The sequence below is a fragment of the Phycicoccus sp. M110.8 genome (assembly GCF_032464895.1).
Classification (GTDB): Bacteria; Actinomycetota; Actinomycetes; order Actinomycetales; family Dermatophilaceae; genus Pedococcus.
Genome location: NZ_JAWDIC010000001.1, coordinates 1,166,322 through 1,190,599, shown reverse-complemented (window position 1 = coordinate 1,190,599; position 24,278 = coordinate 1,166,322). Strand labels below are relative to the sequence as shown.

The window sequence follows — 24,278 nt, the reverse complement described above, 5'->3', positions numbered from 1 at the left end:
AGGGGCGCCGTGACCCTCGTCCTGCGTCTTCTCGGCCGGCGGCTGCTGTCCCTGGTCCCGCTGGTTCTCGGTATCACCCTGTTCGTCTTCACGGTGATGCAGTTCTCCAAGACCGACCCGGCCGTGGCCGTATTCGCCGACGCACCGGTGTCCGCCGACCAGCTTGACCAGTTCCGCCACGAGCACGGCCTGGACCGCCCGTTCGTGGTCCGTTACATCTCGTTCCTCGGGCTCCTCGCTCATGGCCACCTGGGTAGCAGCCTCGCCACCGGCCAGAGCGTGCTTTCGATGATCTCGACCGCGCTGCCCCTCACCCTTCAACTGACCTTCCTCGGCCTGCTGATCGCGCTGGTCCTCGCGCTCGTGCTGGGCACCCTCTCCGCAATCCACCGGGACCGGTGGGTCGACCAGGTGGTTCGAGTCGTGACGCTCGTCGGGGTGGCGGCACCCTCCTTCTGGGTTGCGCTCCTGCTGGTCCAGTGGTTCGCGATCGACCACCCCATCTTCCCTTCGAGCCAATACGTCAATCCAGCGGACTCGTTCACTGGGTGGCTGAGAACCATGACGCTCCCAGCCGTCTCCCTTGCCATGCCGATCGCTGCCCAGATGACCCGCATCATCCGTACGTCGATGGTGGAGGAGCTGGACCGTGACTACGTCCGCACCGCCCGGGGTGGTGGCCTGCCCCCGATCGTGGTGGTCGGCCGAAACGTGTTGCGCAACGCCCTCATCAACCCGCTCAACGTGCTGGGCCTGCGCATCGGTTACCTCATGGGCGGCGCGGTCGTCATCGAGCAGATGTTCAACCTGCCGGGCATGGGCCAGCTGATGATCGAAGCAGTCAAGAACAACGAACCGGCCGTGGTCCAAGGTGCCGTCCTGACCATCGCCCTCGGCTTCGTCGTCGTCAACCTAGGCGTCGACATCCTGTCCTTGCTGGCCAACCCGCGGTTGAGGAGTGCCCGGCCATGAGAGCCCAACTGACCAAACGACTGGAGACGCCGGGCCTGCGTCTGGGCAGGCTGACGCCGGCCGGCTGGGTGTCACTCGCGATCGTGGCGCTCATCGTCTTGGCGGCGGTCTTCGGACCGATGCTCCTCTCAGCCAGCCCGAACGCCCAGTCCGTGACGGCCGACAAGGCGCCGAGCGCGGCTCATTTGCTCGGCCTCGACATCCAGGGCCGCGACATCCTTTCCAGGCTGGTGCACGGTGCCCGCTGGTCACTCGCCATCGGCCTCGGCGCCACCGCCTTGGCGCTCGCGGTCGGTGCCGTGGTGGGCGCCATCGCGGCAACCGCCCCCCGAGCCGCCGACGAGGTCATGATGCGGGTGCTGGACGTCGTCATGGCGTTCCCCGGCATCGCCCTTGCGGCAGTGCTCGTCGCTGTGTTCGGGCGGGCGCTGCCCGTCCTGGTCGCCGCCATCGGCTTCCTCTACATGCCCATGGTGGCGCGAATCGTCCGGGCCAACGTCATGGCCCAGTACGGCGAGGACTATGTGGCGGCCGAGCAGATCATCGGTGCTCGCACGCCATACATCCTCGCTCGTCACGTGGCCGTCAACTGTGCGGCTCCCGTCCTCGTCTTCTGCACCGTCCTCGTGGCGGATGCCATCGTCTTCGAGGCTTCTTTGTCCTTCATCGGGGCCGGAGTGCAACAACCCGATCCCTCGTGGGGCAACGTCATCGCGGACGGCAAGCAGCTGCTGCTACTCGGCGGGTGGTGGGCCACCGCCTTCCCCGGCCTGTTGATCTTCCTCACCGTGGTAGCCCTCAACGTGCTGTCCGAGGGCATCTCCGACGCGCTCGCCGCACCCTCGGCCAAGGCCTCCAAGGCCGCCAAGGCCGTCCACAGGACGATGAGCGGCGCGCAGACGACGCCCGCAGCCCGCTCGAGCTTCGTCCTACCCGACACGACCGCCACCGCGGCACGCATCCGGCAGCGGCTCGTTGACCGCAGCAACCTTGCACCGGTGCTGCAGGTGCGCGACCTCACCATCTCCTTCCCGGGGAGGCATGACGGCGTCAACGTCGTCGACGGCGTGAGCTTCGACGTGCGGCCGGGAGAGGTTGTCAGCCTGATCGGTGAATCCGGCTGCGGCAAGTCACTGACGTCGCTGGCAATCCTCGGGCTCGAGCCCCGTGGTGCCGTGGTGGGCGGCGAAATCTGGTTCCGCGACCAGGACCTCCAGCGCATGTCAGCCAAGGAGCGCCGGGGCGTCATGGGGCGTGGGATCGCCATGATCTACCAGGACGCGCTGTCCTCCCTCAACCCGGCCATGACCATCCGCCAGCAGCTCCACCAGTTCGTGCGCCGTGGCGGCACCAGGACCGAGACTGAGCTTCTCCAGCTGGTCCACCTCGACCCCGCACGTACCCTCAAGGCCTACCCCCACGAGCTGTCCGGAGGTCAGCGGCAGCGCGTGCTCATCGCCATGGCGTTGTCGCGCAACCCCGGACTCGTCATCGCCGACGAGCCCACCACCGCCCTCGACGTGACCGTCCAGGCGCAGGTCATCAAGCTCCTGTTGTCGCTGAAGGACGAGCTCGGCTTCGCCCTGCTCCTCGTTTCCCACGACCTGGCCCTCGTCTCGGACGTGGCTGATCGCGTCGTCGTGATGTACGGCGGACGCGTCGTCGAGAGCGGAGCGGTGGACCGGATCGTCGGGGCGCCCCAACACCACTACACACGCGGACTGCTCTCCTCGGTGCTGTCCCTCGAGGTGGGCTCGGTCGAACTCGAGCAGATCGCCGGCGTGGTCCCGTCACCCGCTCACTTCCCGCGCGGCTGCAGGTTCTCCGACCGTTGTCCAGCAGCCACCCAACAGTGCCACGACGTGGCCCCGCCGGTCGTGACCGTCGCGTCCCACCTCGTGGCGTGCCACCACCCGGTGGCCGACCTGGACACCCCGACCCGAGAGAAGGCGAACGCATGAGCTCGCTGACCCAGCACCGGGCCAACGAGCCCCAGACTCGCCCCGGCGCCCCAGTGCTCGACCTGCGCGACGTCCACGTGCGGCACCTCGTGCCCGGCGCACGCCTCTTCGCCAAGGACACGGTCTACGCCCTCACCGGCGCGGACCTCCAGGTCGAGGCGGGAGAGACCGTCGGCGTCGTCGGTGAGTCCGGCTGCGGCAAGTCCACTCTGGCCCGCACCATCGTCGGCCTGCAGCGACCCGCTGAGGGTGAGGTGCTGTTCCATGGTCGGTCGTTGTGGAGCATGCCGGCGGCCGAGCGGCGGAGTCACTTCGGGCGCGCGGTGGGGATGATCTTCCAGGACCCGTCGACCGCTCTGAACCGGCGCCTGCCGGTACGCAAGATCCTCGAGGACCCCCTCACCGTGCACCGCGTGGGCACGCCCCGGAGCCGGGTCGAGCGCGTGCGCGGGCTCATGCAGCTCGTCGGTCTGCCGGACAGCGCTGCCGACGCCCTGCCCGCACAGCTGTCCGGCGGACAGCGCCAGCGCGTGGCGATCGCCCGCGCGTTGGCCCTCGACCCGACCCTGCTCGTGGCCGACGAGCCGACCTCGGCGCTCGACGTCTCGGTGCGCGCCCAGGTGCTGAACCTGCTGTTGGAGCTCAAGGACCAGCTCGGCCTCTCGATGGTCTTCATCTCCCACGACATCCAGACCGTCCGGCGGATGAGCGACCGCGTGGTGACCATGTATCTCGGCCGGATCGTGGAGGAGCTGCCGGGGGACAACGGCCCCGAGGACATCAGGCACCCCTACACCCAAGCGCTGTTCTCAGCCACGCCCAGCCTGTTGGACGAGATCCACCCCATCTCGCTGTCCGGACCCGTCCCGTCGGCAGTCACCCCACCGTCGGGCTGCCCCTTCCATCCTCGCTGCTGGAAAGCCACCGCCGCGTGCGCGGAGGAGATGCCACCAGTGGACGTGCTCGCCATGAGCCCCCGGCACATGGTCCGGTGCCACCACCAGCTCGCCGGAGCCGGAGACGTACCTGAAGAAAGCATCCGTCCCTCATGACCTCGACGACCCCGTACTCGCAACTCCAGGAGGACCCGCCCATGCCCGTCCCGCAGATCCGCGCTGCCGCCCTGGGCGCAGGCTTCTTCGGATCGATCCTGGCGCACGAAGCAGCACGCCACCCAGACATCCAGGTGGAGCTGGTGGCCGACCGCGACCTCTCCTCGGCGACGTCGCTGGCCGCGAGGCTGGACGCGCAGGCCGTCGACGACCTGGCACAGGTGACGTCCTCCGATGTCGACCTGGTCTTCGTGGCGACACCCAACCACCTGCATGCGGCCCATGTGCTCGCGGCGCTGGAGGCCGGCAAACACGTCTTCGTCGAGAAGCCCCTCACCATCACCGCCGATGACGCGATGGCCCTGACCACCGCGGCTGCCCGTACCGGGCGCCTGCTCATGGTCGGCCACGTGCTTCGCACCCTGCCCGGCGTGCTGCGCATGCACCGGATGGCTACCTCCGGTGAGCTAGGAGAGCTGCTCGAGGCGACCGGCACCCGCACCCGAGTGGTACACGTGCCCGACGGCGCGGGGGACTGGTGGAAGCTCGACCCCTCCCGCAGCGGCGGTGAACTGCTGCACGAGCTGCACGAACTCGATCTGGTCTGCTGGTTCCTCGGCGGCAGGCCGGAGCGGGTCGTGTCCCTCTCCGGTGCGCCGGTGAGGGTCGCGGAACACCAGCTCGACACCGTGACCCGGACCACCATGCTCTTCCCCAACCGCGCTGTGGGGTTCCACGACCTGTCCACCTCCGCGCACGCCTCGGCCTGGTCGTTCCGTGTGACCGGCACGGAGGCGGCGCTCGAGGTGGACTTCAAGACGGCCACCGTGCGGCACGTGGTCGATGGGCACGAGGTCGACGCCTGGGGTGTCTTCGACGACCCGACGGCGAACGAATCGCTGCGGGAGTCCGCGAGGTCGAAGCAGGCCTACCACCGACACAACGACGGCGCCTCGGTGCCCCCGTCGTGGATGACGCGGGCCGTGCGGCACGAGATGGATCAGGTCGTCCACACCCTCACCACCGGCGACGGTGTGCTGACGCAATTTCCCGATTCGGCGGTCCTGGCGGCCCTGGACGCTTTCGCGGCGGGCCGGGTGGCACTCGGGGACGCCGCCCGGTCCACGGTGCACGCATGACCGTGAACGTTGCCGTGGTCGGCAGCGGCAGCATCGCCCGCGACCACGTCAAGGCCCTGGCCGCGGTGCCGGGCGTGCGGGTGGCCTACGTCTACGGGTCTGACCTGGCAAGAGCCGAGTCGGTCGCGGCGTTGGCGCCCGGTGCGATGGCGACGACCGAGCTGGACCGGGTGCTCGAGGACGAGAGCGTCACAGGTGTCGACGTCGTCAACGCCACCCCCGACCACGCACCGTTCACCCTGCGCGCCGGCCGCGCCGGCAAGCACGTCCACGTCGAGAAGCCGGTGGCGCTGTCCCTTGCGGACTTCGACGCCATGGTGGCGGCCACCCGCTCGACCTCGCTCATGGTGGGCCAGACCGTGCGGTTCCAGCCTGCTGTTGCGACGCTGGCCCGGTCCCTGCACGCGGGAGAGGTCGGCCGTCCGCGGCTCGTGCACGTCAGTTGGTACACCGGCTACGTCTGGCCAGGTGGCTGGCGCGGGTGGCAGCTGGACCCGGCTCGGTCTGGCGGTCACCCCGTGCACAACGGCACGCACTGCCTCGACCTCGCCGTGTGGCTGTTCCAGCGCGCACCGGTGAAGGTATTCGCGCGCAGCTTCCCCAGCTACGCGGCGCAGATGCCCGTGCACGACAGCTTCCACCTCACCGTGCGGTTCGACGACGACTCCCTGGCCCTGCTCGAGATCTCCTATGCCCTGCGCAAGCACGCCGACATGATGCGCCGGCTCGTGGTTGCCGGGACAACGGGCACCCTGAGCCACTCCACCGATCAGGACCCCGGGCTGATCAGCGACGGGGTGCGCCCCGCGCCGAGCTCGGTCGAGGGCGCCATGGGCGCCCAGCTGACGCACTGGATCGACGTCGTCCGCGGCGCCCAACCGGTGGTCCGCCTGCCTGAGGTACGCATGGCGCTCGCCACCGCCCTCGCCGCACAACGCTCGCTCGAGACCGGCCGGGCGGAAGCGGTCGACCACCCTGCGGACCTGACTGCCCCAGCAGATGCGGGACAGCCCGCCCAGACGACGGGGGAGGGCCGATGAGCGAGCGCCCGCCCGTGCGGGTCGGCTTCCTCTCCGCCGTTCGCCACGCAGGTCCGTATGCCGCGATCCTGGCGGCGGAGCCGGACATCGAGGTCGTGGGTGTGGCGGAGCCGGCACATTCCCCCAGCTGGGTACGCAGCGACAGCGAGCGTGCCGCCGCCGCCATGGGGGTCCCTCTCCACGACCAGGTGGATGACCTGCTCGGCTCCGGAGCTGTCGACGTCGTCGTCGTCTGCAGCGAACCGACTCGGCATGCCGAACTCGCGATTCAGGCCGTCCGCGCAGGCATACCTGCGCTCGTCGACAAGCCCGTCGCCGTCTCGGTCGCAGAGGTCGACCGGCTCGCGGCGGTGGCGCGAGAAACAGGAACGCCGGTCGGCGTGGTCAACCGGTCACTCAGCCCGGCCGTACAACGCGTGCGCCGGTGGGTCGACGCCGGCCACCTCGGTTTGCCGCTGCACGTCGACGTCGAGTGGTACGCCAGTGGGGCCCACTTCGCGACGTCTGTCGAGCGTCCCGAACTCGTGGTCGACCCGGCGCTCGCCGGGGGTGGGGAGTTGCTCAACTTCCTGCTCTATCCCGTCGACTACATCCGGACCGTCACAGGGCTGGACGTCCTCGAAGTCCACTGTGAGGCGGCGACGCTGTTCAGCGAACTGCACCGCGCCCACGGCGCCGAGGATGCGGCGGTCTGCTCCCTTCGGTTGGACCACGGGGTCACCGCCACGGTGACGCTCGCTCGCGTCCCCGCCGCTCCTGGCCTCGGCCCGGTGACATCCACCATGCGGGTCCTGGGCTCCCACGGCCAGGCCAGTTCCGACGACGACCTTCCCGCCGTCCGCGTCCACCGGGGCGACGGTGGCGTCGAGTGCCGGCCCGTGGACGGGCCCAGCTCTGACGCGATCCTGCGCCGTCTGCTCGCACCCACCCTCATCCAGCTGGCAGCCGGTGACACACCTGACTACACCCTGGCCGATGCCCGTGCGGCCCTGGCAGTCACCGAGGCGGCGTACCGCTCCGTGACGACCGGCCAACCGGCCGAGGTGTCCCCGCCTCCACCCACTTCGTAGAAGGACGAATCCCATGACCACACCACCCACTTTCACCGGCGTCGTGCCACCCACAGTCACTCCGCTCACCCCCGATGGCGCGGTCGACGTCCCCTCCCTCGAGCGGCTGGTGGAGCGGCAGCTCGCGGCGGGCGTCGACGGCGTGTTCGCCCTGGGCAGCTCGGGCGAGACGGTGTTCCTCACGGACGAGGCGCGCGACAAGGTGCTCGAGGTCACCATCAAGACAGTCGGAGGCCAGGTACCCGTTCTGGCAGGGTGCATCGAGCCCACGACCCCCCGGGTGCGGGCGCGAGTGGCAGCGGCTGAGACCCTGGGCGCGGACGCCGTTGTCGTTACCGCACCGTTCTACGCCATCGTGGGACCGCACGAGGTCGAGCGGCACCTGCGGGCGGTGGGCGCGTCCACCGCTTTGCCACTGTTCGCCTACGACCTCCCCCAGTGCGTGCACACCAAGCTGTCGGTCGGGCTGCTCACCCGACTCGCTGCCGAGGGCGTGCTGGCCGGGGTCAAGGACTCCAGCGGCGACGACGTCGCGTTCCGGCAGCTGGCCCTCGCAGTGCGCGAGCAGGCGCCCGCGGCAGACTTCAGCCTTCTCACCGGTCACGAGGTGGTCGTCGACGCCATGATGCTCGCCGGCGCGTCCGGCTCGGTACCCGGGCTGGCGAACGTCGACCCGGACGGCTACGTCCGCCTGCATCGTGCCTGCGTCGGCGGTGACTGGAAGGCCGCCCGTAACGAACAGGACCGCCTCACCCGACTGTTCCGCATCGTCGACGCCGCAGACCCGGCGACCACCGCCGGGGCGACCCGCGGCGTGGGCGCCTTCAAGACGGCCTTGGCACTGCTGGGGGTCATCGAATCCAACAGCGTCTCCCTGCCGATGCGACCCCTGGACGAGGACGAGACCGACCGTGTCCGGCTCGGGCTTGCAGAGGCCGGCCTGCTCTGACCATGACCGACCGCACCGTCGCCGCCCTGGACATCGGTGGCACCAAGACAGCCGCAGCCCTCGTCGACGGCTCAGGCGCGGTCGTGGCCCGCGCAACCGCCCCCACACCAGGCCGGGCCGGCCCTGCCGCCATCCTCCAGACCGCGGCCGACCTCGTGAAGTCCCTCGCCGCGAGGTCGGCCGCCACCACCCCCGCCGCCCTCGGGGTGGGCAGCGCAGGAGTCGTCGACAGTGCCTCCGGGCGCGTGACCGGGTCCACCGACGTGCTGCGTGACTGGATGGGCACCGACCTGCGGGGTGAGCTGTCCCGCCGCACGGGCCTGCCCACAGCGGTGGTCAACGACGTGCACGCCCACGCCCTGGGGGAGGCCCGGTTCGGGGTGGGGGCCGGGCAGCCGAGCCTGCTGTTCCTTGCCGTCGGCACAGGGGTTGGTGCGTCGTTCGTGTTCAGGGGCGAGGTGCTCACCGGGGCCCATGGTGTCGCCGGCCATGCCGGTCACCTTCCTTCGGTGTATGCCGCGGACCGCGCCTGCACGTGCGGCGGGCGTGGTCACCTCGAGGCGGTCGCGGCCGGTCCGGCCCTTGCAGCCGAGTACGGCCGGCGCGCCGGCGCGACCGACGTCGTCTTGCACCAGGTGGCAGCCCTCGCGGAGCGGGGCGATGAGGTGGCCCTCGGCGTGGCCGAGCTCGGTGGGCGCGCGGTGGGCGCCGCCTTAGGTGGCATGGCCAATCTGCTGGATCCGCACAGCGTGGTCGTCGGCGGGGGAGTGACCGGCCTCGGCAGAGCGTGGTGGCAAGCCCTGCGCGCCGCGTTCACTGCAGAAGTCTTGCCGGTTCTGCGCGGCACCACAGTGCGCCCGACCTCCCTGGGTGGCGACGGCGCCTTGCTGGGGGCCGCCTCGATCGCTCCGGTGGAAGCACCGTGAAGGCTGTCATCCAGCACATTCGTGGCCGGCTGGTGGTCTCCTGCCAGGCCTACCCCGGGGAGCCGATGCGTGACCCGGAGACGATGCGGCGCGTCGCGCAGGCCGTCGCACATGGTGGCGCTGCCGGCATTCGGGCGCAGGGACTCTCCGACATCACAGCCATCCGAGGGTCGGTCGACCTTCCCCTCATCGGGCTCTGGAAGGACGGTGACGACGACGTCTTCATCACCCCCACCCTCGACCACGCGCTGGCGGTGGCCAGGGCGGGGGCGCACGTCGTCGCCATAGACGGGACGAGACGTCCGCGTCCGGATGGACTCACTCTCGCCGCCACGATCGCGGCGCTCCACGAGCGGACGAGCGCTCTCGTCATGGCTGACTGCTCGACCGTCGAGGAAGGCATGCGGGCTGCTGCGGCGGGCGCCGACCTGGTGGGCACCACGCTTGCCGGCTACACGGCATACACCGCCAAAGGCGCCGGCCCGGACCTCGAGATGGTGCGCGCGCTTGCGGCGCGCACGCCGATCCCGGTGGTGGCCGAAGGGCGCATCCACACGCCGAACCAGGCAGCGGACGCAGTCCGCGCTGGCGCCTGGAGCGTGGTCGTCGGCACCGCCATCACCCACCCCACCACCGTCACTGGCTGGTTCGCCGAAGCCGTGACGCAGGCCCACCCCGAGGAGCCGCACCAGTGAACGAGCCAGCAACTCTGGGCGCCATCATGGCGGCCGAGATCGCCGAGCAGCCTGCCGTCTTCGACCGCATCCTGCTCGAGAGTGCCGCGCAGATCCGGCGTGTTGCGGAGAAGATCGAGCGCGCCCGACCGCGGTTCGTGGTGATCGCCGCCCGGGGGACGAGTGACCATGCCGCGCTCTACCTCAAGTACCTCGTGGAAGTCGGTCTGGGACTACCCGCTGGGCTGGCATCACCCTCGACCGTGACCACCTTCCGGGTCAGCCCCCATGCCAAGGACGTGCTGTGGGTCGCCGTGAGCCAGTCCGGTGGGTCGCCGGACCTCATCGCCTCCACCCGTGCCGCACGCACTGGTGGGGCGTTGACCCTCGCCGTGACCAACAATCCCGCCTCGGCCCTCCGGGACGCCTCGGAGCTCGGCCTGGACCTGCGGGCGGGGGTCGAGCGGGCGGTCGCGGCGACCAAGACCTACACCGCGACCCTTCTGACGCTGTGGCTGCTCGTCGACGCTTGGCGTGGTGGCGACGGGCAGGCGGCTCGCGAACTGCCGCCGCTGGCGGAGAAGGCGGTAGGCGACGAGGCAGTTGTGGAATTGGCCAACCGGTTCCGCTTCGCCGAACGGATGCTTGTCACGGGGCGCGGGTTCTCTTACCCGACCGCGCGTGAGGCGGCACTGAAGCTCATGGAGACCTCCTATCTCGGTGCGCAGGCGTTCTCCGGTGCTGACCTCCTGCACGGGCCACTCGCCATGGTCGACCCCGGGCAGCCTGTCCTGGCGGCCCTCTCGCCGGGTGCGGGAGGGGAGGCGATGGGTCCGGTCCTGGACCGGGTGAAGGAGCGGGGCGGCGACGTGCACGTCATCGGCGCTCGTATCCCCGGCTTGCCAAGCCCAGATGTCGAGGTGCCCTTCACGATCCCAGAGCTGTCACCCCTGATCGAGATCATCCCGTTCCAACGCCTCGCCCTCTCAATGGCCGTCGCACGCGGGCATAACCCAGATTCCCCGCGCGGACTCTCGAAAGTGACGCAGACTCTCTAGGCGGGGCCCCGGAAAGTGGTGGGACTGCGTCTTTTTCAACGAAGTGGGTCACCCATAGTGGGCGAACGCAGTGCCTCGAGAGCGGTTGCGACGCGAGCGTTGGGCGCGACAGGAGAGGTGACGCGGTGTCCGGAGTGGTGCGGGAACACGGACTGGCGTCGAGAATCCATGGCGAATTTCGCGGCGATGTTCCCTCGCGAGCTTCGTCTCCGCTGGTGGGCGGCGGCATACGGCGGGCTGTAGATCCGTCGCCTCTGCGGACCGCAGGACGGTCCAGTTCGACCCTCCCGGCGAGCCGGCTGCTTGTGCCCCCTTTGTGCTCCCGGAGGTTCACGCGGTGCATTGGATGCACCGGCGGGGTGTCTCCCGAGCACAAGGGCAGGCGATGCGGTGCGCCACTGAGGCCTTCGCAATGAAACTTCCTCGCATCAGACGCGGTCGGCAACCTGACCGGAGCCGACGTCCTCGTCGACGGTGGCATGGTCGCGACCATGTGAGCCGACACGGACAGGGCCCAGCCGTCGGGGAGCGTGGAGACGTCTCAGGTCAGCGGTACCCCGGTCACGTAGGTGACGGCCTGCTCGACGTCGCGGACCGTCCACGAGGGATCAGTGGGAGAGGCCAGGTTGTGCCTGCCCTCGTTGTTGAGGAACCGGAGCATCGGTCCCGACGGCTTCTCTCCCAGCGTGTTCGGCGTGCCGTCGTCGAGCCAGCGGGCGTGACCGCGTGCGTCGATGACGTAGACGACGTCCTGGTGGTGGACGTCGTACGTGAGGGGGGCGCCCGTCCACCAGTCCCGCGGTGCGGGGGACACGTCCTCCCGGGCCTTCTGGTGGTACACGCCGAGATATGCCCACAGTGCGTCGAGGGGGCGTTGCCCACCGGTGGCGAGGGTCCAGTCCTGCTGTGCCCCGAAGAGCTTCTCGTATGCCGCGAGCCTGGCCGGGGTGTCCCTGTGCGGGTCGACGGTCGCTTCCACGACCTCGATGTCGTCGGACCGGCCGTCGCGATGGACCGCCTTGGCGACGTCGCGGAGGTTGACGCTGGTCATGGGGCAGACCTCCTGGCACAGGGTCAGGAAGTCGCCGAGCACGACCGTCTTGCCACGCAGGGAGGCGAGGGTGAAGTGCCGACCGTGCTGGTCGACCAGCGGGAGGTTCGCGATCCGGGCCGGGAGCGGCTCGTCGAGCACCGTTCCCGAGGTCGGCGTGGGTGGCGTGCGCGGTGGTGCGGCGTCGACACCGCTGCAGCCCGCGAGGAGCAGTGCGGCGGGCACGAGACCCAGGGCCGGCGCGAGTCGGCCTCGCGCGCCGATCCTCCCGCTGCCGCCACGACTGCCCGCCGTGCTCGTGGTCACCGCAGTCCCCGTCCACGTGGAGGGGTGCTGCCCTCTCGTGCCAGCCGGCCGAGCCAGGCGTTGTAGGCGTCCAGGGCGTCGTCGTGCCGGTCTGCCGCCCGGTCGGACCTCCGTGCCTCGCGGTCACTGGAGCGGGCCCACTGCACGAAGAGCACCGCCACCACCAGCAGCGTGGGGATCTCGCTGAACGCCCACGCGATCCCTCCGCCGAGCTGCTGGTCGCCCACCGGAGTGATGCCCCATCCTGCCGGCGTTGTCCTGAAGGTCTGGACGAGGAGCGTCGTGCTGGTCATCACGATGACGCCGAAGAAGGCGTGGAACGGCATCGCCACGAACAGCTCGAGCATCCGCAGGACGGGACTTGTGGCCCGTGGGCTGGGGTCGATGGCCATGATCGGCCAGAACAGCAGGAGGCCTACGAGGAGGAAGTGCAGCAGCATCAGGTCGTGGCCCCACCAGGTCCGCATGGCGGCGTCGAACACCGGCGTGAAGTAGAGCCCGTAGAGGCTGGCGATGAACAGCGGCAACGTGACCGCAGGCTTCGTGATCACCGACAGGACCCGGCTGTGCAGGCACCGCACGACGGTGCGCCTGAGGAACGAACCGGCGCCCCGTGCCGGTGTCGCCCGCAGGCACAGCATGACCGGCGCGCCCATGAGCAGCAGGAGCGGCGAGACCATGCTCAGCACCATGTGCTGGACCATGTGGACGCTGAAGAGCCGCATCGCATACCCGTTGAGGGCGGTGCCGGTGACGGCGACGACCGTGACGAGGCCGCCGGTGAAGCTGATCCACCTGCCGACGGGCCAGGTGTGGCCGCGCCGGCGCAGGCGCAGGACACCCCAGCTGTAGACGAGGAAAGCCACCACGCACAGCGTCGGCAGCAGCGGAAGCGGCTGAGGGTGCCAAGCCACCAGGGTCCGCAGCACCGGCGGGTGCAACGGCATCCACATCAGGGCGGCGGTGGTGGGTCCCACGGTCACACCTGCTCTGGAGTGGCCGACCCGTTCGTCGTCGGTGACCCCGCGGCGGCGGTACGTCGGGCGGTGAAGAGGGCGCGGTAGTCGAGCCAGCCGATGACGGTGTCGTCGTCGTCGACGACGGGCAGGGCGCTGGTGTCGTCGCGCGACAGGGCCTCGGCGGCGGCGTCGAGGCTGTCGTTGCCCCGGATGACGGTCGGGACCTCGGTGGCCATCGACGCGGCTGCTGCGTCGTGTCGTCCGTCCGCGAGGGCGGCGGAGACGCCGCGGGCGGTGACCACCCCGAGGTAGTCGCCACTCGCGGCAAGGACGGGCAGGATGCCGAACCGGCTGCCGGCGAGGGCGGTCGCGACGTCGGCGAGGGTGGCGTCCTCGGAGACCGGCTGCGGTACCGGAGTCATGACCTCGCGCACCTGGACGGGCCCGTGGTGGACCGGCAGGGTCTCGGGGCGGGCCAGGGAGACTCCGCGGCGCCGCAACTTCAACGTGTAGATGGTGTCCGGCGAGAGGCGGTGGCTGATGCCGGTGGCCAGCACGATCGCGGCCATGAGGGGCAGGATGATCGTGTACTCGCCGGTCAGCTCGAAGAGGATGATCACGGCCGTGATGGGTGCGCGCGCCGCACCCGCGAACACCGCGCCCATCCCGATGAGGCCGTAGGCGCCGACCGGACCTGCGATGCCCGGCGCGAGCGTGTGGGCGGCCTCGCCGAACCCGGCCCCGAGCATGGCGCCGATGAACAGGCTGGGGGCGAAGACGCCGCCGGAGCCCCCGATGCCGATCGTGAGGCTGGTCGCCACCATCTTGCCGAGCAGGAGCAGCAGGAGGAAGGCGACCGTGTAGCGGCCGTCCACGGCGTTGCCCAGGACGGGGTAGCCGACGCCGTACATCTGGGGGAGCACGAGCAGGAGCAGCCCGAGCACGATTCCGCCGACTGCCGGGCGCAGCCACTCGGGGCCGCGCCACACGGTGTCGCACAGGTCCTCGATCGCGTAGAGCACCTTCGTGAACACCACGCCCACCCCGCCCGCGAGCAGGCCGAGCAGTGCGAAGAGGAGGTACTCGGACGGGTGCTGGACCGTGAAGGACGGCAGGCGGAGGAAGGGCGTGTCGCCCAGCACTGCGCGCCCGATGACGCTGGCGGCGACGGAGGAGAGCACGACCATGCCGAACGCCTGGGCGGTGAAGTCGGCCAGGATCAGCTCCATCGCGAAGAACACCCCGGCCAGAGGTGCGTTGAAGGTTGCCGCGATCCCCGCCGCTGCCCCACAGGCGACGAGGACGCGCAGCCGCACCTCCGGGACGCGCAGCACGCGGCCGAGGGTTGAGCCCAGGGCGGAGCCGATCTGCACGATCGGGCCCTCGCGTCCCACGGACCCGCCGCCGCCGATGCACAGTGCCGACGCCAGTGCCTTGACCGCCGCCACCTGGGGTGCGATCCGGCCCCCACGGTGCGACACGGCATACATGACCTCGGGCACGCCGTGCCCGCGTGCCTCCCGGGCGAAGAAGTGCACCAGGGGGCCGTAGAGCAGACCGGCCACGACCGGTGCGCCGATGACGAACCAGCGACCCAGCCCTGGCAGTGACGGGTGGGCGGCGCCGGCAGCGCCGGCATAGTCCGCGTGTCCCGAGAACAGCAGCGTGAACGTCCGGATCAGCCACCGGAAGAGCACCGCGAAGGCGGCAGCAGCTGCCCCGACGGCCAGAGACAGTGCCAGGAGACCCGCGTTCGAGGTGCGGGCGGCGGCGCCCAGTCGGCTGCCCGACATGCCTGCCAGTCGACGACGACCCGAGCTCGCGGTGGGCGCCGGAAGAGGACTGATGGTGGCATCGGACATGAATTGCATGATGCAATACTTGCCACGGTCAACACAAATTCGTCCACGTGTCGGGCGGCCCCGGCTCCGGCATGGCAACGACGCCGTCGGTCGAGCCCCCGCGAGCTGCGCCTCAGGGGTGGATCGCCGCCAGCACGAGCCCTTCGCTGACGCGCTGGCGGATCTCGTCGAGGTCGTGCAGGCGGTCCACCGCGTCGGTCACCGCTGCCTCGTCCTGCTCGCGCCGGGCGCGAGCGAGCGTCGCCCAGGCCTGTGCCACCTCGTCGGCAAGTGCTGAGTTGAAGGCGTTCATCGACGTCACTCCTCGGGATCGGTTGGGCTGTGGGTGCGGGTGGGAAATGCCTCGAGAACCGACGAGACGGGAAGGAGGAAGGCCTCGTCCCCGCCCAAGGAGACGAGCTCACGCCCACCTGGTCGCGTCGGCGCGGTGCGGCACCCCGATGGGGTGAACACCAGGGCAGGCGCGCTCACCCGGCGCCACCGCCCCTGACGACCAGGCCGCATCGCCTCAAGACGTCGCGGTTTGCCGGCCGCGCACCGTGGACCTGAAAGTCCACCCCCGCGCGGGCGCAGCTGCGCTTGGCCCAGAGCAGTGCCGCGACCGCCGTCGACGAGGGCCGGTCGAGGCAGGAGACATCCACGACGACGCGGTGGCTGCGCGTGAGCAGGACGTCCGCGACGGTCGAGCGCAGGACGAGCAGGTCCTGGGTCAGCGACGACTCGTGCAGCGCCGCTGAGCGGGTCCCCGTGCTGGGCTCCTCGATGGTGGTCATGGCACCTCCTCGGTCACAGCACAGGAGGCTGCCGGACGAGTGTGACGATGGCGCCGGTCGTTTCTTTGCGTTTCCGTGACGAATGCCGGGCGCGCGCCGGTGCGCCGGACCTCACGGTGTCCCGCTGGCAGAATGGCGCCCGATGGCTGCCACCCTGCTCGTTCTCGAGGACGACGAGGGGATCCGGAGCTCGTTGTGCCTGGCCCTGCAGGCAGAGGGCTACGAGACGATCCCCTTCGGTCTGGCCGAGCACGCCCTGGCCGAGCTTCCCGGGCTGTCGGTCGACCTCATGCTCGTCGACCTCATGCTCGGCGAGATGGACGGGTTCACCTTCGTGCGCGAGGTACGGCAGCGCAGCGACGTCCCGATCATCGTCGTCAGCGCTCGCGCCGACACCCATGACATCGTCGCGGCGCTGGAGTCGGGCGCCGACGACTACGTGACCAAGCCCTTCCAGGTCAAGGAGGTCTCCGCCCGCGTGCGTGCCCTGCGCAGACGGCCTCCTGCCCTCGCCCGGTCCGAGGCAGAGGCCGTCGTCCTCGATGGCGCCGACGGTCCCCTGGTCCTGGAGTGGGGAGCCGGGACCGTCCGGCGGGGGGACCAGGAGATCCACCTCACGAGCACGGAGTTCCGCCTGCTCTGTGAGCTGAACCAGCCGTCCGGCCGCGTCCTGAGCCGGCAAGCCCTGCTCGACAGGGTGTGGGAGCGCGACTACTTCGGCGACGAGAGGATCGTCGACGTCCACATCCGTCGCCTGCGAACGAAGATCGAGCGTGACCCCGGCCGACCCGAGCTCCTCGTGACGGTGCGTGGTCTGGGGTATCGGTTCGACCGGCGCCCCTGATGGCGTGGCAGCGGCTCGGGATGCCTTGGCAGCCGCCAGGTCTGCGGACGCGCATCACCCTGGTCTTCGCGGCCCTGGCCCTGACCGTCTCCGTGACCCTCGCCCTGGGGACCTACCTGACCGCACGCCACTACCTCGTGGCGCAGCGTGAGCACACGGCTGCGCGGCAGGCCTTCGTCGACGCGTCGTTCGTCCGGCAGGGACTGCTGACCTCGGGTGCCCAGGTCGACGACGTCCTTGCCTCCACGTCCCCACCCTCCGGTGCCGTCGTCCTGCTGCACCGGCGGGGCAGGTGGTACTCCTCGTCCCTCGGCGCCGACCGGGCGGTCGTGCCGTCCGCGTTGCGCGAGACCGTGATCGGTGGAGCTGCTGCGAGCTCGTGGACCCGGGTGGACGGCGCGCCCGCCATCGTCGTCGGCACGCCGTTGACCGCGGTCGGAGCCGAGCTCTTCGAGGTCTCGCCGGCCAAGGAGCTCTCCTCCACCCTCGACACGCTGCGCCTCGCGCTGCTCACCTTCGCGCTGTTGACCACTGCCGGCGGTGCAGCCTTGGGACGCCGTGCTGCAGGTGGTGTGGTCGCGCCCCTGGACGGCATCGCCACCGCCACTGCCCGCATCGCGGGCGGGGACATCCACGCGCGGCTCGGCCCGACCCGCGATCCCGACCTCAGCGTCATCGTCGGGTCGTTCAACGCGATGGTGGAGGCGTTACAGGAGCGACTGGACCGGGACGCGCGTTTCGCCGCCGACGTCGCGCACGAGCTGAGGTCCCCGGTCACTGCCCTCACGACGACGGTCGGCCTCCTGGAGCAGACCCCGGACGATCGGCACCGTGCTGAGTCGGTGCGGCTGCTCCGGCGCGAGGTCGACCGGCTGGGGCACGTCCTCGAGCAGCTGCTCGCGCTGGGGCGTCTCGAGGCGGGCGTGGACGACGCCCCCCGCGGACGCGTCGCCCTGGCCGAGCTCGTGGCCAACACGCTGACCGTGACGCACCGACCGGTCTCACTGATGCAGGACGCCAGTGATGGGCTCCTGGTGCAGGCGGACAAGGCCGCGCTGCTGCGCAGCGTGACGAACCTGCTGGACAACGCGGACATCCACGGCGGGGGAGTCGTACGCGTCGTCGTCGGCCGCCAGGGGAGGTGGGGCTTCGTGGCGATCGACGACGCGGGCCCCGGCGTCCCGCAGGAGGAGAGGCGACGCATCTTCGAACGCTTCGCGCGGTCCGGCTCGAGGGCCTCGCGCCCCGGCTCCGGACTCGGGCTCAGCCTCGTCGCAGAGACGATGCGAGCACACTCCGGTGACGTCCTGTGCGCGGAGGCTCCTGGTGGCGGCGCGCGCTTCGTGCTGCGACTCCCGCGCGCCCGCGGCGGCGAGGAGACGACGACCCCCGAGTCCCAGGAGGTGGTGACGTGAGCAGCCGTACCGCTCGGCGGCGTTGGGCGACGGCCGCGGCCGTGTTCCTCCTTGCCGGTTGCGGGGCGCCGGACCACGGCCCACCCGTCACGATCACGCGCGTGCCGTACGACCTCACCAGTCCTTCCCCGGGGTCGACGGGCACCCCGGACCCGGCCGGCACCGCACGTCCGTACGTGTACCTCGTCCGGGACGACGTCGTCGTCCCGGTCAAGGCGCAGACCGACCGGGCCACCCTGCCGTCAGCGGCCGTCACCGACGTCCTGGCCCAGCTCGCCGAGGGTCCGTCGGAGCGCGAACGGGCGGCGGGCCTCTCGACTGCCCTCGGCCCCGGGACCGCACTCCGACTGCGCGTCCTCGCCGAGAACGTGGCCACTGTCGACCTGACGTCCGGGGACCAGGCGCCGGCGGCGTCGAGGGTGCCGCTGGCGGTCGCGCAGGTGGTCCTCACGGTGACGTCCGTCCCCGGAGTCGACCGGGTGCGGATGACCCGGGACGGGCAGCCGGTGGAGCTTCCCCTGCCGGGAGGAGCTCTGACCGGGTCACCCGTGGGTGCGCGCGACTACCTGCCGCTCACTCGCAGACCGGCGCCGCTGCCCACCGGGACCATGGGCAACCCCTGACGCGTCCGGTGTCAGCGGGACGGTGGCGGTGGCTGCTCGTTCCTTCCCCGGGCCCGACCCCCTCGATGAATTGCATCGTGAAAGAATCGGGATGATCAGCGCAAGGGTGCCTCGCGACCGCAGTGGGGCCCACGACCTGGGGAGAATGGCGCGTGCGTGGTGACGAACCCGATGTCGACGACCTGGTGACGGCCCTGCTGACGGCGTCCCGGGTGCTGGTCGGCGTCTCTGCCCGTTCCCTGGCCCACCTCGACGAGTCGGTCACGGTGACGCAGTTCCGTGTGCTGGTCGTCCTGCGTGGGCACGGCGAGACCCGCTTGAACCTGCTTGCCGAGCGTCTCGGTGTGAGCCCTTCGACGGCGCTGCGAACGGTGGACCGGCTGATCGGTGCCGACCTGGTGACGCGGCGGGAGAACGACCAGGACCGTCGTGAGGTGGTCATCGACCTCACCGCGCGAGGGGTGCAGGTCGTCGACGAGGTGACGGCACAGAGGCGGTCGGCGATCCGGACCATCGCCGAGGCGATGCCGCGACCGGAGGCCGAGCAGCTCGTCCGGGCCCTCACCGCTTTCGCGGCCGCCGCGGACGAGCCGACCGCCGCACTGGACGCGGCCACCGTCTGGGGCTGGTGATCCGAGACCCTCGGGCGGGGTGCGCACAGGCTGTCGACCCTCGGGCGCGCCTCACCCCGCCGTTGGGCGGTCGGTGAATCCCTCCGGCAGCTCGGCCGGGACGTCGTAGCGGTCACGCAGCTCCTCCCGGTCCGGCACGAGACCGAGGTCCTCGATCTCGCGGGCGACAGCGGCCACCACCGCGCCCGGCTCCTCGTCCTGGGCCCTGGACTCTCCGCGCAGCTGGGCAGCAACCACGGCGTGCGCACTCTCGGATCCCAGTCGGTGGTGGGGCTCGAGCTTGACGACGCTTCGCTCGGACATTCCGGTCGACCTCCAGTCGCTGTCGTGGACGGTTGGCGAGGGCGCAGACACGACACTGGGCTGCGCCCTCCTCATCACCGTGCTGGCCGCGGATGACGATCCCGGTGTCGATCACTTTGCAGTTGTGTGTCGATCGACTGCGGTAACCCCTTTCCCAATTGATTGCTTAGTGCAATCATTGAAGTAAGCAACGGATCGAGGAGGGGCGGTGTCGACACGACAGGCAGTGCATCCGGGGGTCGCCGTGGAGCTGGACCGGCTCACGAAGAGGTTCGGCGCGCGGCGGGGGGTCGAGGAGGTGTGCCTTGAGGTCCGCGAGGGGGAGGTGCTCGGCTTCCTCGGGCCGAACGGCGCCGGTAAGTCCACCACGATCCGGTTGGTGATGGGGCTGCTGCTTCCCAACGCCGGCTCCGTCCGGGTCTTCGGCTCGGATCCTCGCCGCGACGTCTCGGTGCGACGAAGGGTCGGCTACCTGCCCGGCGAGCTGGCCCTGTTCCCCTCGCTCAGTGGGCGCGAGCTGATCGGCCGCGTCGCGGGGATCCGCGGGGGTGTCGACGCCACGCAGGTCGACCGGCTGGTCGACCGGCTGCGGGTAGAGCTCGACCGCCCGGTTCGTGCCCTGTCGAAGGGAAACCGCCAGAAGGTCGGACTGGTCCTGGCCTTCATGCACCAGCCGGACCTGCTCATGCTCGACGAGCCCGGCTCCGGCCTGGATCCGTTGCTGCAGGAGGAGTTCGAGCGTCTGGTCCACGAACGCGTGCGTGACGGCGCGACGGTCTTCCTCTCCTCGCACGACCTGGAGGAGGTCGACCGGGTCGTGGACCGCGTGGCGATCATCCGAAACGGCCGACTTGTCGGGGTGGACACCCTGGACCACCTCCGGCAACGCGCGCCGCGACAGGTGGAGGTGCGCTTCGTCGGACCCACCGACCCGACCCGGCTCCTGGCGGTGCCCGGTGTTCGGGCGCTGGACGCGAACGCCACGGAGGTGCGGCTCGAGGTGACCGGCCCGTTGGGGGACCTGCTGCACGTGGTCGAGCCGTTGGGCGTCGCCGACCTGACCGCTCGGCCGGCCTCGTTGGATGCGATCTTCCGGTCGTTCTACGAGGACACTCCCGGAAGGGAGGAGATCCATGCGCACTGACCTCGCGCGGTTGGACCTGAGACTGAGGCGTCGGGGATCCTGGGCCTACTCCCTCGGTGTCGCCGCCTACGCCCTGCTGATCGTCGTCCTCTACCCCGCCTTCAAGCACGACTCGTCTCTGGACCAGCTCATGCGCGGTAACCCGACCGTCGCCGCCTTGTTTGGCATCTCGGGATCCCTGATCTCGCCAGCGGGATGGTTGAACGCGAACCTCTACGCCAACATCGTCCCGCTGTTCGCGCTGCTGCTGACCATCGGCTACGGGGCGACCGCTGTCGCCGGTGACAACAGCGACGAACGACTCGGCCTGTTTGCTGCCTTACCCGTCAGCAGGCACGCCGTGCTGGCGCAGAAGCTGCTCACTCTGGCGGTGCTGTCCCTGCCGGTAGCGATCGCGACCCTGGCAGCTGATGTGGTTGGCCGGTTCTACGAGCTGCGACCCCCATGGGCCGGTCTGGTGGGTGTCACCGTCGGGGTGGCGTTGACGGCCATGTTGTTCGGCTGCCTGGCGCTGGCCGTGGGATGCCTGACCAACAGTCGCGGAGTCGCCATCGGCGTCGCCTCGACGTTCGCGGCCGCCTCGTACGTCATCAGCTCCTTGGCCGGCAGCGTCGACTGGGTGCACCACCTGCGACTGCTGTCTCCCCTCTACTGGTCGGTCGGCCAGAACCAGGTCGAAAGAGGGCTGCCTCTGCCCGCACTGGTCGCGCTCATCGCAACCACCGCCGTGCTCGGGGCCGTCGCCTTCTGGGGTTTCGACCGGCTGGACCTGCGCTGAAGGGCTTGCCCGGCCGGGCAGAGACCCCAGGATCACATGGCCTCCTTGATGCCACGGCGAATGAGCCAGACGTTCGCCGGCCACGCGGTGAAGAAGCCGATCACCATCCCGATCTGCATCAGGAACCAGTACGTGACCTGATCTGGGTGCAGGTGGGGCCCGGGAAAGAACACGAACGCCATCAGCAGCATCCACCCGAACAAGCCCACCTCGAACGCCGTCAGGCTGAGGATGTCCGCCTTCACGGCGGCGGCCAGGCCCTTGCGCAGGCCCAGGCCCCGCATTGGTGCGATGGCGAAGTACTGGAAGACCACCCCCAGCAGGACCGCGAGGACGTAGTCGGCGACCATCTCCGCAAAGACGGCGTGGGAGGCGATGGTGATGGCTGCGGCGAACACCGCGAACTCCGCGACGATGTCCCCAAGCGTGCAACCCGCCCCGCAGTGACTCACCCCGATGGCGGTTGTCGCCCACCCGGGCTTGTCAGGCGGTCCGTCCACACCCTCCTCCTGTTGCCATCGGCGGGACATCGGCCTGCCGAAGCGGCGGTACGCCCACGACGCGAGCGGCCCGAAGTACAAGGCGGTGACCGGCCACACCGCCTCCATCACCCGCATCGGCTGGCGATACCTGCGCACCCAGATGTCGACGCCTATGTCGAGCGCACACACGACTGCACCGAGGATGAACACCCAGGAGACGACAACAAGCCAGTGAGAAACCACCCCACCTTCCTACCCGTCGCAGACGACCCCAGCACCTACAGGTACAGACGTCCTGTCCAGGCGCTGCACCATGCGCGGGTTGCCGTGTCCGTGCCTCAAGTGCGGTGTACTGTTCCACGCGGTGTGCCGGGAAGTCTGGTCGGCGAGGACATGTCGTCGACTCCAGGAGCACTGATGGCAGGCACAACGCCGCAGGACACCACGCAGAACTCAATGGCGAGCCTGGACGCGCCGATCGGCCGTCCCGGCGGCGGACGACAGGGTTCCTCAGGAGTGTCCGGACTCCTCCACCGGCGTCCGATCCTGCTCCTCGCGTTCGCCTTCGCGGTGATGGCAGACCCCGTGTCATCCGTCGCGTATGCCGTGGAGGCCGCCCTGCGCGCCCTGCACGGCGACTTGGCCCTGCTCGTCCCGACCATGGCGCTGGTGCTGTGCATCATCGCGCTCGTCATCGTCAACTACCAGCAGCTGGTGGCCCGGTACCCCACGGGAGGAGGGGCATCCGCGGCCGCCGGAGACGCTTTTGGTGACGGGTGGGCGTTCATACCGATCGGCGCCCTGGTCGTCGACTTCGTCCTCACTATCGCCATCAGCGTCTCGGCTGGCGCCTCAGCGGTGATCGCCTACTTCCCGGCGTTGGCGCCGTGGCGCCTGGTCCTAGCCCTGGTGCTGGTGCTGGTCGTCGGGGGCATCACCTGGTTCGGGCACCTGGGCCGGTTGTTCTTCGCGCTGATGACGCTGGCGTTCATTGCCGTCGCGGCCGCGGTGCTGGTCTTCGGCATCGCTGCTGCGCCGCACCCCGGCGGCACCCTCACCAGCACTCCCGGCCACGCCTCGGTGCTCGCGGTCGCGCTCGCCTTCCCGGTCGCGATGGCACTCGCCACCGGGGTCGAGGCCCCCTCCTCGGCGATCGCCCAGCTCGGCCACCTCGACGACGACGGCCGACGACAGTTCGGGCGAGTCACCCTTTGGCTCACCCTTGGCATCGTCGGCACGATCACCCTCGGACTGGCCCTGGAAGCCCACCGGCTGCGCATCGGCATACCGCACCACGACAGCACGCAGATCGCCGAGCTCGCCCGCGTCGCCGCACCCGGTGGGCTGTTCGCTGCCTTCCAGCTCGTCACCGCACTGCTGCTGCTCTCGGCCGCCAGCTCGTCCTTCCAAGCCGGACCCGGACTGCTGAAGGCGCTGGCCCGTCGCCCCGCACCGGGCGGCGGACACACTGGCATCCTGCCGAGCCTTGTCGGCCGCACCAACGTCCATCACACGCCGTTCTGGGGAGTCGCCCTGTTCACCGCAGTGTCCGCCGCGGTCGTTGCGGCAGCCGGAGGTCACGACCAAGAGCTCGTGCTGTTCTACGCGGTCTCGGTCTTCCTGAGCTTCCTCGCCGGTCTCCTGGCCATGGCCAAGTTCGCGCACCAGGAAGGTCGGACGGGCCACGTTCTCCTGAACGTCGCCGGCGCCGCGGTCGTCACCTTCACGCTGGTCATCAACCTGGCCCGCGGACTGCCGTTGGTCAGCCTCGCCGCTGCACTCATCATCGCCGCGGTCCTCCACCGCGCGTGGGTACGCGCCGGACGGCCGGGCGGCGTCCGTGACCTCGCTTCCCACGCCGAAGCATCGGAGGCATAGGACCTGGCAACACTGCTCCCGGCGGATGTCGTCGAGACGGGACAGATCCGTGCTGCGTCTCGAGGTCGGCGTCCGCAGCCGTTCAGCCGAGCCTGAGGGCGCGGAAGGGCTCGGCGACGAGCTCGATGACGGGTGCGTAGATGCCCGTCGTCATCGCCCTCTGCACCGCCTCGGCCTGGGCCGCCGCGGACTCCCACGTGGCGATCTCGACCAGGCCGGCCTCGTCGTCGAGCGTGTCGTGGATGCTGCTCCCGAGGTACCCGGGTGCGCTCGGCCCGTGCGTGGCCGAGATCCCGGCGAGCACGCTTCGCAGCTCCTCGCGCCTCCCGGGCCTGGCCCGGAACTCGATGACCACGGTGATGGGCATGTGCACACTCCTCCCTTGCG

The 24,278-nt window shown here is 70.2% G+C and carries 25 protein-coding genes; 17 read left to right on the top strand and 8 right to left on the bottom strand.

What is annotated here, in order from left to right; genetic code table 11:
* Positions 1-9: 9 nt before the first annotated feature.
* From RKE38_RS05560 to RKE38_RS05515, 10 genes are read left to right on the top strand one after another with little or no spacing between them, the layout of a single operon-like run.
* Complete coding sequence (locus RKE38_RS05560) at positions 10-972, top strand: ABC transporter permease (RefSeq protein WP_316006452.1); 963 nt, start codon at positions 10-12, stop codon at positions 970-972.
* Positions 969-2,933, top strand: a complete 1,965-nt coding sequence (locus tag RKE38_RS05555) for a dipeptide/oligopeptide/nickel ABC transporter permease/ATP-binding protein (protein ID WP_316006451.1) — start codon at positions 969-971, stop codon at positions 2,931-2,933. Before RKE38_RS05560 ends, RKE38_RS05555 begins: the two co-directional genes overlap by 4 nt.
* On the top strand, positions 2,930-3,985 hold the full coding sequence (locus tag RKE38_RS05550; RefSeq protein ID WP_316006450.1) for an ABC transporter ATP-binding protein: 1,056 nt from the start codon (positions 2,930-2,932) through the stop codon (positions 3,983-3,985). The genes RKE38_RS05555 and RKE38_RS05550 overlap by 4 nt, the downstream gene beginning before the upstream one ends.
* Positions 3,982-5,124, top strand: a complete 1,143-nt coding sequence (locus RKE38_RS05545; RefSeq protein ID WP_316006449.1) for a Gfo/Idh/MocA family oxidoreductase — start codon at positions 3,982-3,984, stop codon at positions 5,122-5,124. Before RKE38_RS05550 ends, RKE38_RS05545 begins: the two co-directional genes overlap by 4 nt.
* Positions 5,121-6,164, top strand: a complete 1,044-nt coding sequence (locus RKE38_RS05540; RefSeq protein WP_316006448.1) for a Gfo/Idh/MocA family oxidoreductase — start codon at positions 5,121-5,123, stop codon at positions 6,162-6,164. The genes RKE38_RS05545 and RKE38_RS05540 overlap by 4 nt, the downstream gene beginning before the upstream one ends.
* A complete protein-coding gene (locus RKE38_RS05535) occupies positions 6,161-7,234 on the top strand; it encodes a Gfo/Idh/MocA family oxidoreductase (protein ID WP_316006447.1) in 1,074 nt (357 codons plus the stop codon). Before RKE38_RS05540 ends, RKE38_RS05535 begins: the two co-directional genes overlap by 4 nt.
* 13 nt (positions 7,235-7,247) lie before the next feature.
* Entirely contained in the window at positions 7,248-8,183 is a 936-nt protein-coding gene (locus RKE38_RS05530) for a dihydrodipicolinate synthase family protein (protein ID WP_316006446.1), read from the top strand.
* Positions 8,184-8,185: 2 nt separating this feature from the next.
* Positions 8,186-9,109, top strand: a complete 924-nt coding sequence (locus RKE38_RS05525; protein ID WP_316006445.1) for an ROK family protein — start codon at positions 8,186-8,188, stop codon at positions 9,107-9,109.
* The gene (locus tag RKE38_RS05520; protein ID WP_316006444.1) at positions 9,106-9,804 is read left to right on the top strand and encodes an N-acetylmannosamine-6-phosphate 2-epimerase; all 699 of its coding nucleotides are present in this window, start codon (positions 9,106-9,108) and stop codon (positions 9,802-9,804) included. Before RKE38_RS05525 ends, RKE38_RS05520 begins: the two co-directional genes overlap by 4 nt.
* Positions 9,801-10,841: an SIS domain-containing protein gene (locus tag RKE38_RS05515; protein WP_316006443.1), complete on the top strand. Its 1,041-nt coding sequence runs from the start codon at positions 9,801-9,803 to the stop codon at positions 10,839-10,841. The genes RKE38_RS05520 and RKE38_RS05515 overlap by 4 nt, the downstream gene beginning before the upstream one ends.
* A 541-nt stretch (positions 10,842-11,382) precedes the next feature.
* Here the strand turns inward: RKE38_RS05515 and RKE38_RS05510 are convergent.
* From RKE38_RS05510 to RKE38_RS05490, 5 genes are all read right to left on the bottom strand, one after another.
* A complete protein-coding gene (locus tag RKE38_RS05510) occupies positions 11,383-12,198 on the bottom strand; it encodes an SCO family protein (RefSeq protein WP_316006442.1) in 816 nt (271 codons plus the stop codon).
* Entirely contained in the window at positions 12,195-13,175 is a 981-nt protein-coding gene (locus RKE38_RS05505; protein ID WP_316006441.1) for a cytochrome c oxidase assembly protein, read from the bottom strand. The genes RKE38_RS05510 and RKE38_RS05505 overlap by 4 nt, the downstream gene beginning before the upstream one ends.
* A gap of 2 nt (positions 13,176-13,177) precedes the next feature.
* Positions 13,178-14,950 (bottom strand): chloride channel protein, encoded by a 1,773-nt coding sequence (locus RKE38_RS05500; protein ID WP_316006440.1) that lies wholly within the window; start codon positions 14,948-14,950, stop codon positions 13,178-13,180.
* 181 nt (positions 14,951-15,131) lie between these two features.
* A complete protein-coding gene (locus RKE38_RS05495) occupies positions 15,132-15,311 on the bottom strand; it encodes a hypothetical protein (RefSeq protein ID WP_316006439.1) in 180 nt (59 codons plus the stop codon).
* A 175-nt stretch (positions 15,312-15,486) separates the two neighbouring features.
* On the bottom strand, positions 15,487-15,792 hold the full coding sequence (locus RKE38_RS05490; protein ID WP_316006438.1) for an STAS domain-containing protein: 306 nt from the start codon (positions 15,790-15,792) through the stop codon (positions 15,487-15,489).
* A gap of 142 nt (positions 15,793-15,934) precedes the next feature.
* On the opposite strand from RKE38_RS05490, the gene RKE38_RS05485 reads away from it, so the two are divergent.
* The 4 genes from RKE38_RS05485 (at position 15,935) to RKE38_RS05470 (ending at position 19,306) form a co-directional block, all read left to right on the top strand.
* Positions 15,935-16,636 (top strand): response regulator transcription factor, encoded by a 702-nt coding sequence (locus RKE38_RS05485; RefSeq protein ID WP_316006437.1) that lies wholly within the window; start codon positions 15,935-15,937, stop codon positions 16,634-16,636.
* A gap of 20 nt (positions 16,637-16,656) precedes the next feature.
* A complete protein-coding gene (locus RKE38_RS05480) occupies positions 16,657-18,051 on the top strand; it encodes a HAMP domain-containing sensor histidine kinase (RefSeq protein WP_316006436.1) in 1,395 nt (464 codons plus the stop codon).
* A 101-nt stretch (positions 18,052-18,152) separates the two neighbouring features.
* Complete coding sequence (locus RKE38_RS05475; protein WP_316006435.1) at positions 18,153-18,674, top strand: GerMN domain-containing protein; 522 nt, start codon at positions 18,153-18,155, stop codon at positions 18,672-18,674.
* A gap of 152 nt (positions 18,675-18,826) precedes the next feature.
* Positions 18,827-19,306 carry a MarR family winged helix-turn-helix transcriptional regulator gene (locus tag RKE38_RS05470; RefSeq protein ID WP_316006434.1) on the top strand — a complete coding sequence of 160 codons (480 nt, stop codon included), beginning with the start codon at positions 18,827-18,829 and terminating at the stop codon, positions 19,304-19,306.
* A gap of 51 nt (positions 19,307-19,357) precedes the next feature.
* On the opposite strand, the gene RKE38_RS05465 is transcribed toward RKE38_RS05470, so the two are convergent.
* Complete coding sequence (locus tag RKE38_RS05465) at positions 19,358-19,609, bottom strand: hypothetical protein (protein WP_316006433.1); 252 nt, start codon at positions 19,607-19,609, stop codon at positions 19,358-19,360.
* A 208-nt stretch (positions 19,610-19,817) separates the two neighbouring features.
* On the opposite strand from RKE38_RS05465, the gene RKE38_RS05460 reads away from it, so the two are divergent.
* Both RKE38_RS05460 and RKE38_RS05455 read left to right on the top strand, forming a co-directional pair.
* Complete coding sequence (locus tag RKE38_RS05460) at positions 19,818-20,753, top strand: ABC transporter ATP-binding protein (RefSeq protein WP_316006432.1); 936 nt, start codon at positions 19,818-19,820, stop codon at positions 20,751-20,753.
* On the top strand, positions 20,743-21,531 hold the full coding sequence (locus RKE38_RS05455) for an ABC transporter permease subunit (protein WP_316006431.1): 789 nt from the start codon (positions 20,743-20,745) through the stop codon (positions 21,529-21,531). The genes RKE38_RS05460 and RKE38_RS05455 overlap by 11 nt, the downstream gene beginning before the upstream one ends.
* Before the next feature lie 32 nt (positions 21,532-21,563).
* Here RKE38_RS05455 and RKE38_RS05450 read toward each other — a convergent pair whose 3' ends face one another.
* Positions 21,564-22,223, bottom strand: coding sequence for a DUF4396 domain-containing protein (locus RKE38_RS05450; protein ID WP_316006430.1), 660 nt, complete (start codon positions 22,221-22,223; stop codon positions 21,564-21,566).
* A 207-nt stretch (positions 22,224-22,430) separates the two neighbouring features.
* Here RKE38_RS05450 and RKE38_RS05445 point away from each other — a divergent pair, with 207 nt between their 5' ends.
* A complete protein-coding gene (locus RKE38_RS05445) occupies positions 22,431-23,891 on the top strand; it encodes an amino acid permease (RefSeq protein ID WP_316006429.1) in 1,461 nt (486 codons plus the stop codon).
* Between the two features lie 82 nt (positions 23,892-23,973).
* Here RKE38_RS05445 and RKE38_RS05440 read toward each other — a convergent pair whose 3' ends face one another.
* Positions 23,974-24,258 carry an antibiotic biosynthesis monooxygenase gene (locus tag RKE38_RS05440; protein ID WP_316006428.1) on the bottom strand — a complete coding sequence of 95 codons (285 nt, stop codon included), beginning with the start codon at positions 24,256-24,258 and terminating at the stop codon, positions 23,974-23,976.
* Positions 24,259-24,278: the final 20 nt, after the last annotated feature.

Excerpts from the sequence above, each read along its gene's own strand:
- RKE38_RS05500 (WP_316006440.1), bottom strand. The coding sequence starts at position 14,950 with ATGTCGGGCAGCCGACTGGGCGCCGCCGCCCGCACCTCGAACGCGGGT.
- RKE38_RS05465 (WP_316006433.1), bottom strand. The coding sequence starts at position 19,609 with ATGTCCGAGCGAAGCGTCGTCAAGCTCGAGCCCCACCACCGACTGGGA.
- RKE38_RS05535 (WP_316006447.1), top strand. The coding sequence starts at position 6,161 with ATGAGCGAGCGCCCGCCCGTGCGGGTCGGCTTCCTCTCCGCCGTTCGC.
- RKE38_RS05485 (WP_316006437.1), top strand. The coding sequence starts at position 15,935 with ATGGCTGCCACCCTGCTCGTTCTCGAGGACGACGAGGGGATCCGGAGC.
- RKE38_RS05480 (WP_316006436.1), top strand. The coding sequence starts at position 16,657 with ATGCCTTGGCAGCCGCCAGGTCTGCGGACGCGCATCACCCTGGTCTTC.
- RKE38_RS05550 (WP_316006450.1), top strand. The coding sequence starts at position 2,930 with ATGAGCTCGCTGACCCAGCACCGGGCCAACGAGCCCCAGACTCGCCCC.
- RKE38_RS05540 (WP_316006448.1), top strand. The coding sequence starts at position 5,121 with ATGACCGTGAACGTTGCCGTGGTCGGCAGCGGCAGCATCGCCCGCGAC.
- RKE38_RS05555 (WP_316006451.1), top strand. The coding sequence starts at position 969 with ATGAGAGCCCAACTGACCAAACGACTGGAGACGCCGGGCCTGCGTCTG.
- RKE38_RS05490 (WP_316006438.1), bottom strand. The coding sequence starts at position 15,792 with ATGACCACCATCGAGGAGCCCAGCACGGGGACCCGCTCAGCGGCGCTG.
- RKE38_RS05525 (WP_316006445.1), top strand. The coding sequence starts at position 8,186 with ATGACCGACCGCACCGTCGCCGCCCTGGACATCGGTGGCACCAAGACA.
- RKE38_RS05530 (WP_316006446.1), top strand. The coding sequence starts at position 7,248 with ATGACCACACCACCCACTTTCACCGGCGTCGTGCCACCCACAGTCACT.
- RKE38_RS05440 (WP_316006428.1), bottom strand. The coding sequence starts at position 24,258 with ATGCCCATCACCGTGGTCATCGAGTTCCGGGCCAGGCCCGGGAGGCGC.
- RKE38_RS05545 (WP_316006449.1), top strand. The coding sequence starts at position 3,982 with ATGACCTCGACGACCCCGTACTCGCAACTCCAGGAGGACCCGCCCATG.
- RKE38_RS05445 (WP_316006429.1), top strand. The coding sequence starts at position 22,431 with ATGGCAGGCACAACGCCGCAGGACACCACGCAGAACTCAATGGCGAGC.
- RKE38_RS05495 (WP_316006439.1), bottom strand. The coding sequence starts at position 15,311 with ATGAACGCCTTCAACTCAGCACTTGCCGACGAGGTGGCACAGGCCTGG.
- RKE38_RS05455 (WP_316006431.1), top strand. The coding sequence starts at position 20,743 with ATGCGCACTGACCTCGCGCGGTTGGACCTGAGACTGAGGCGTCGGGGA.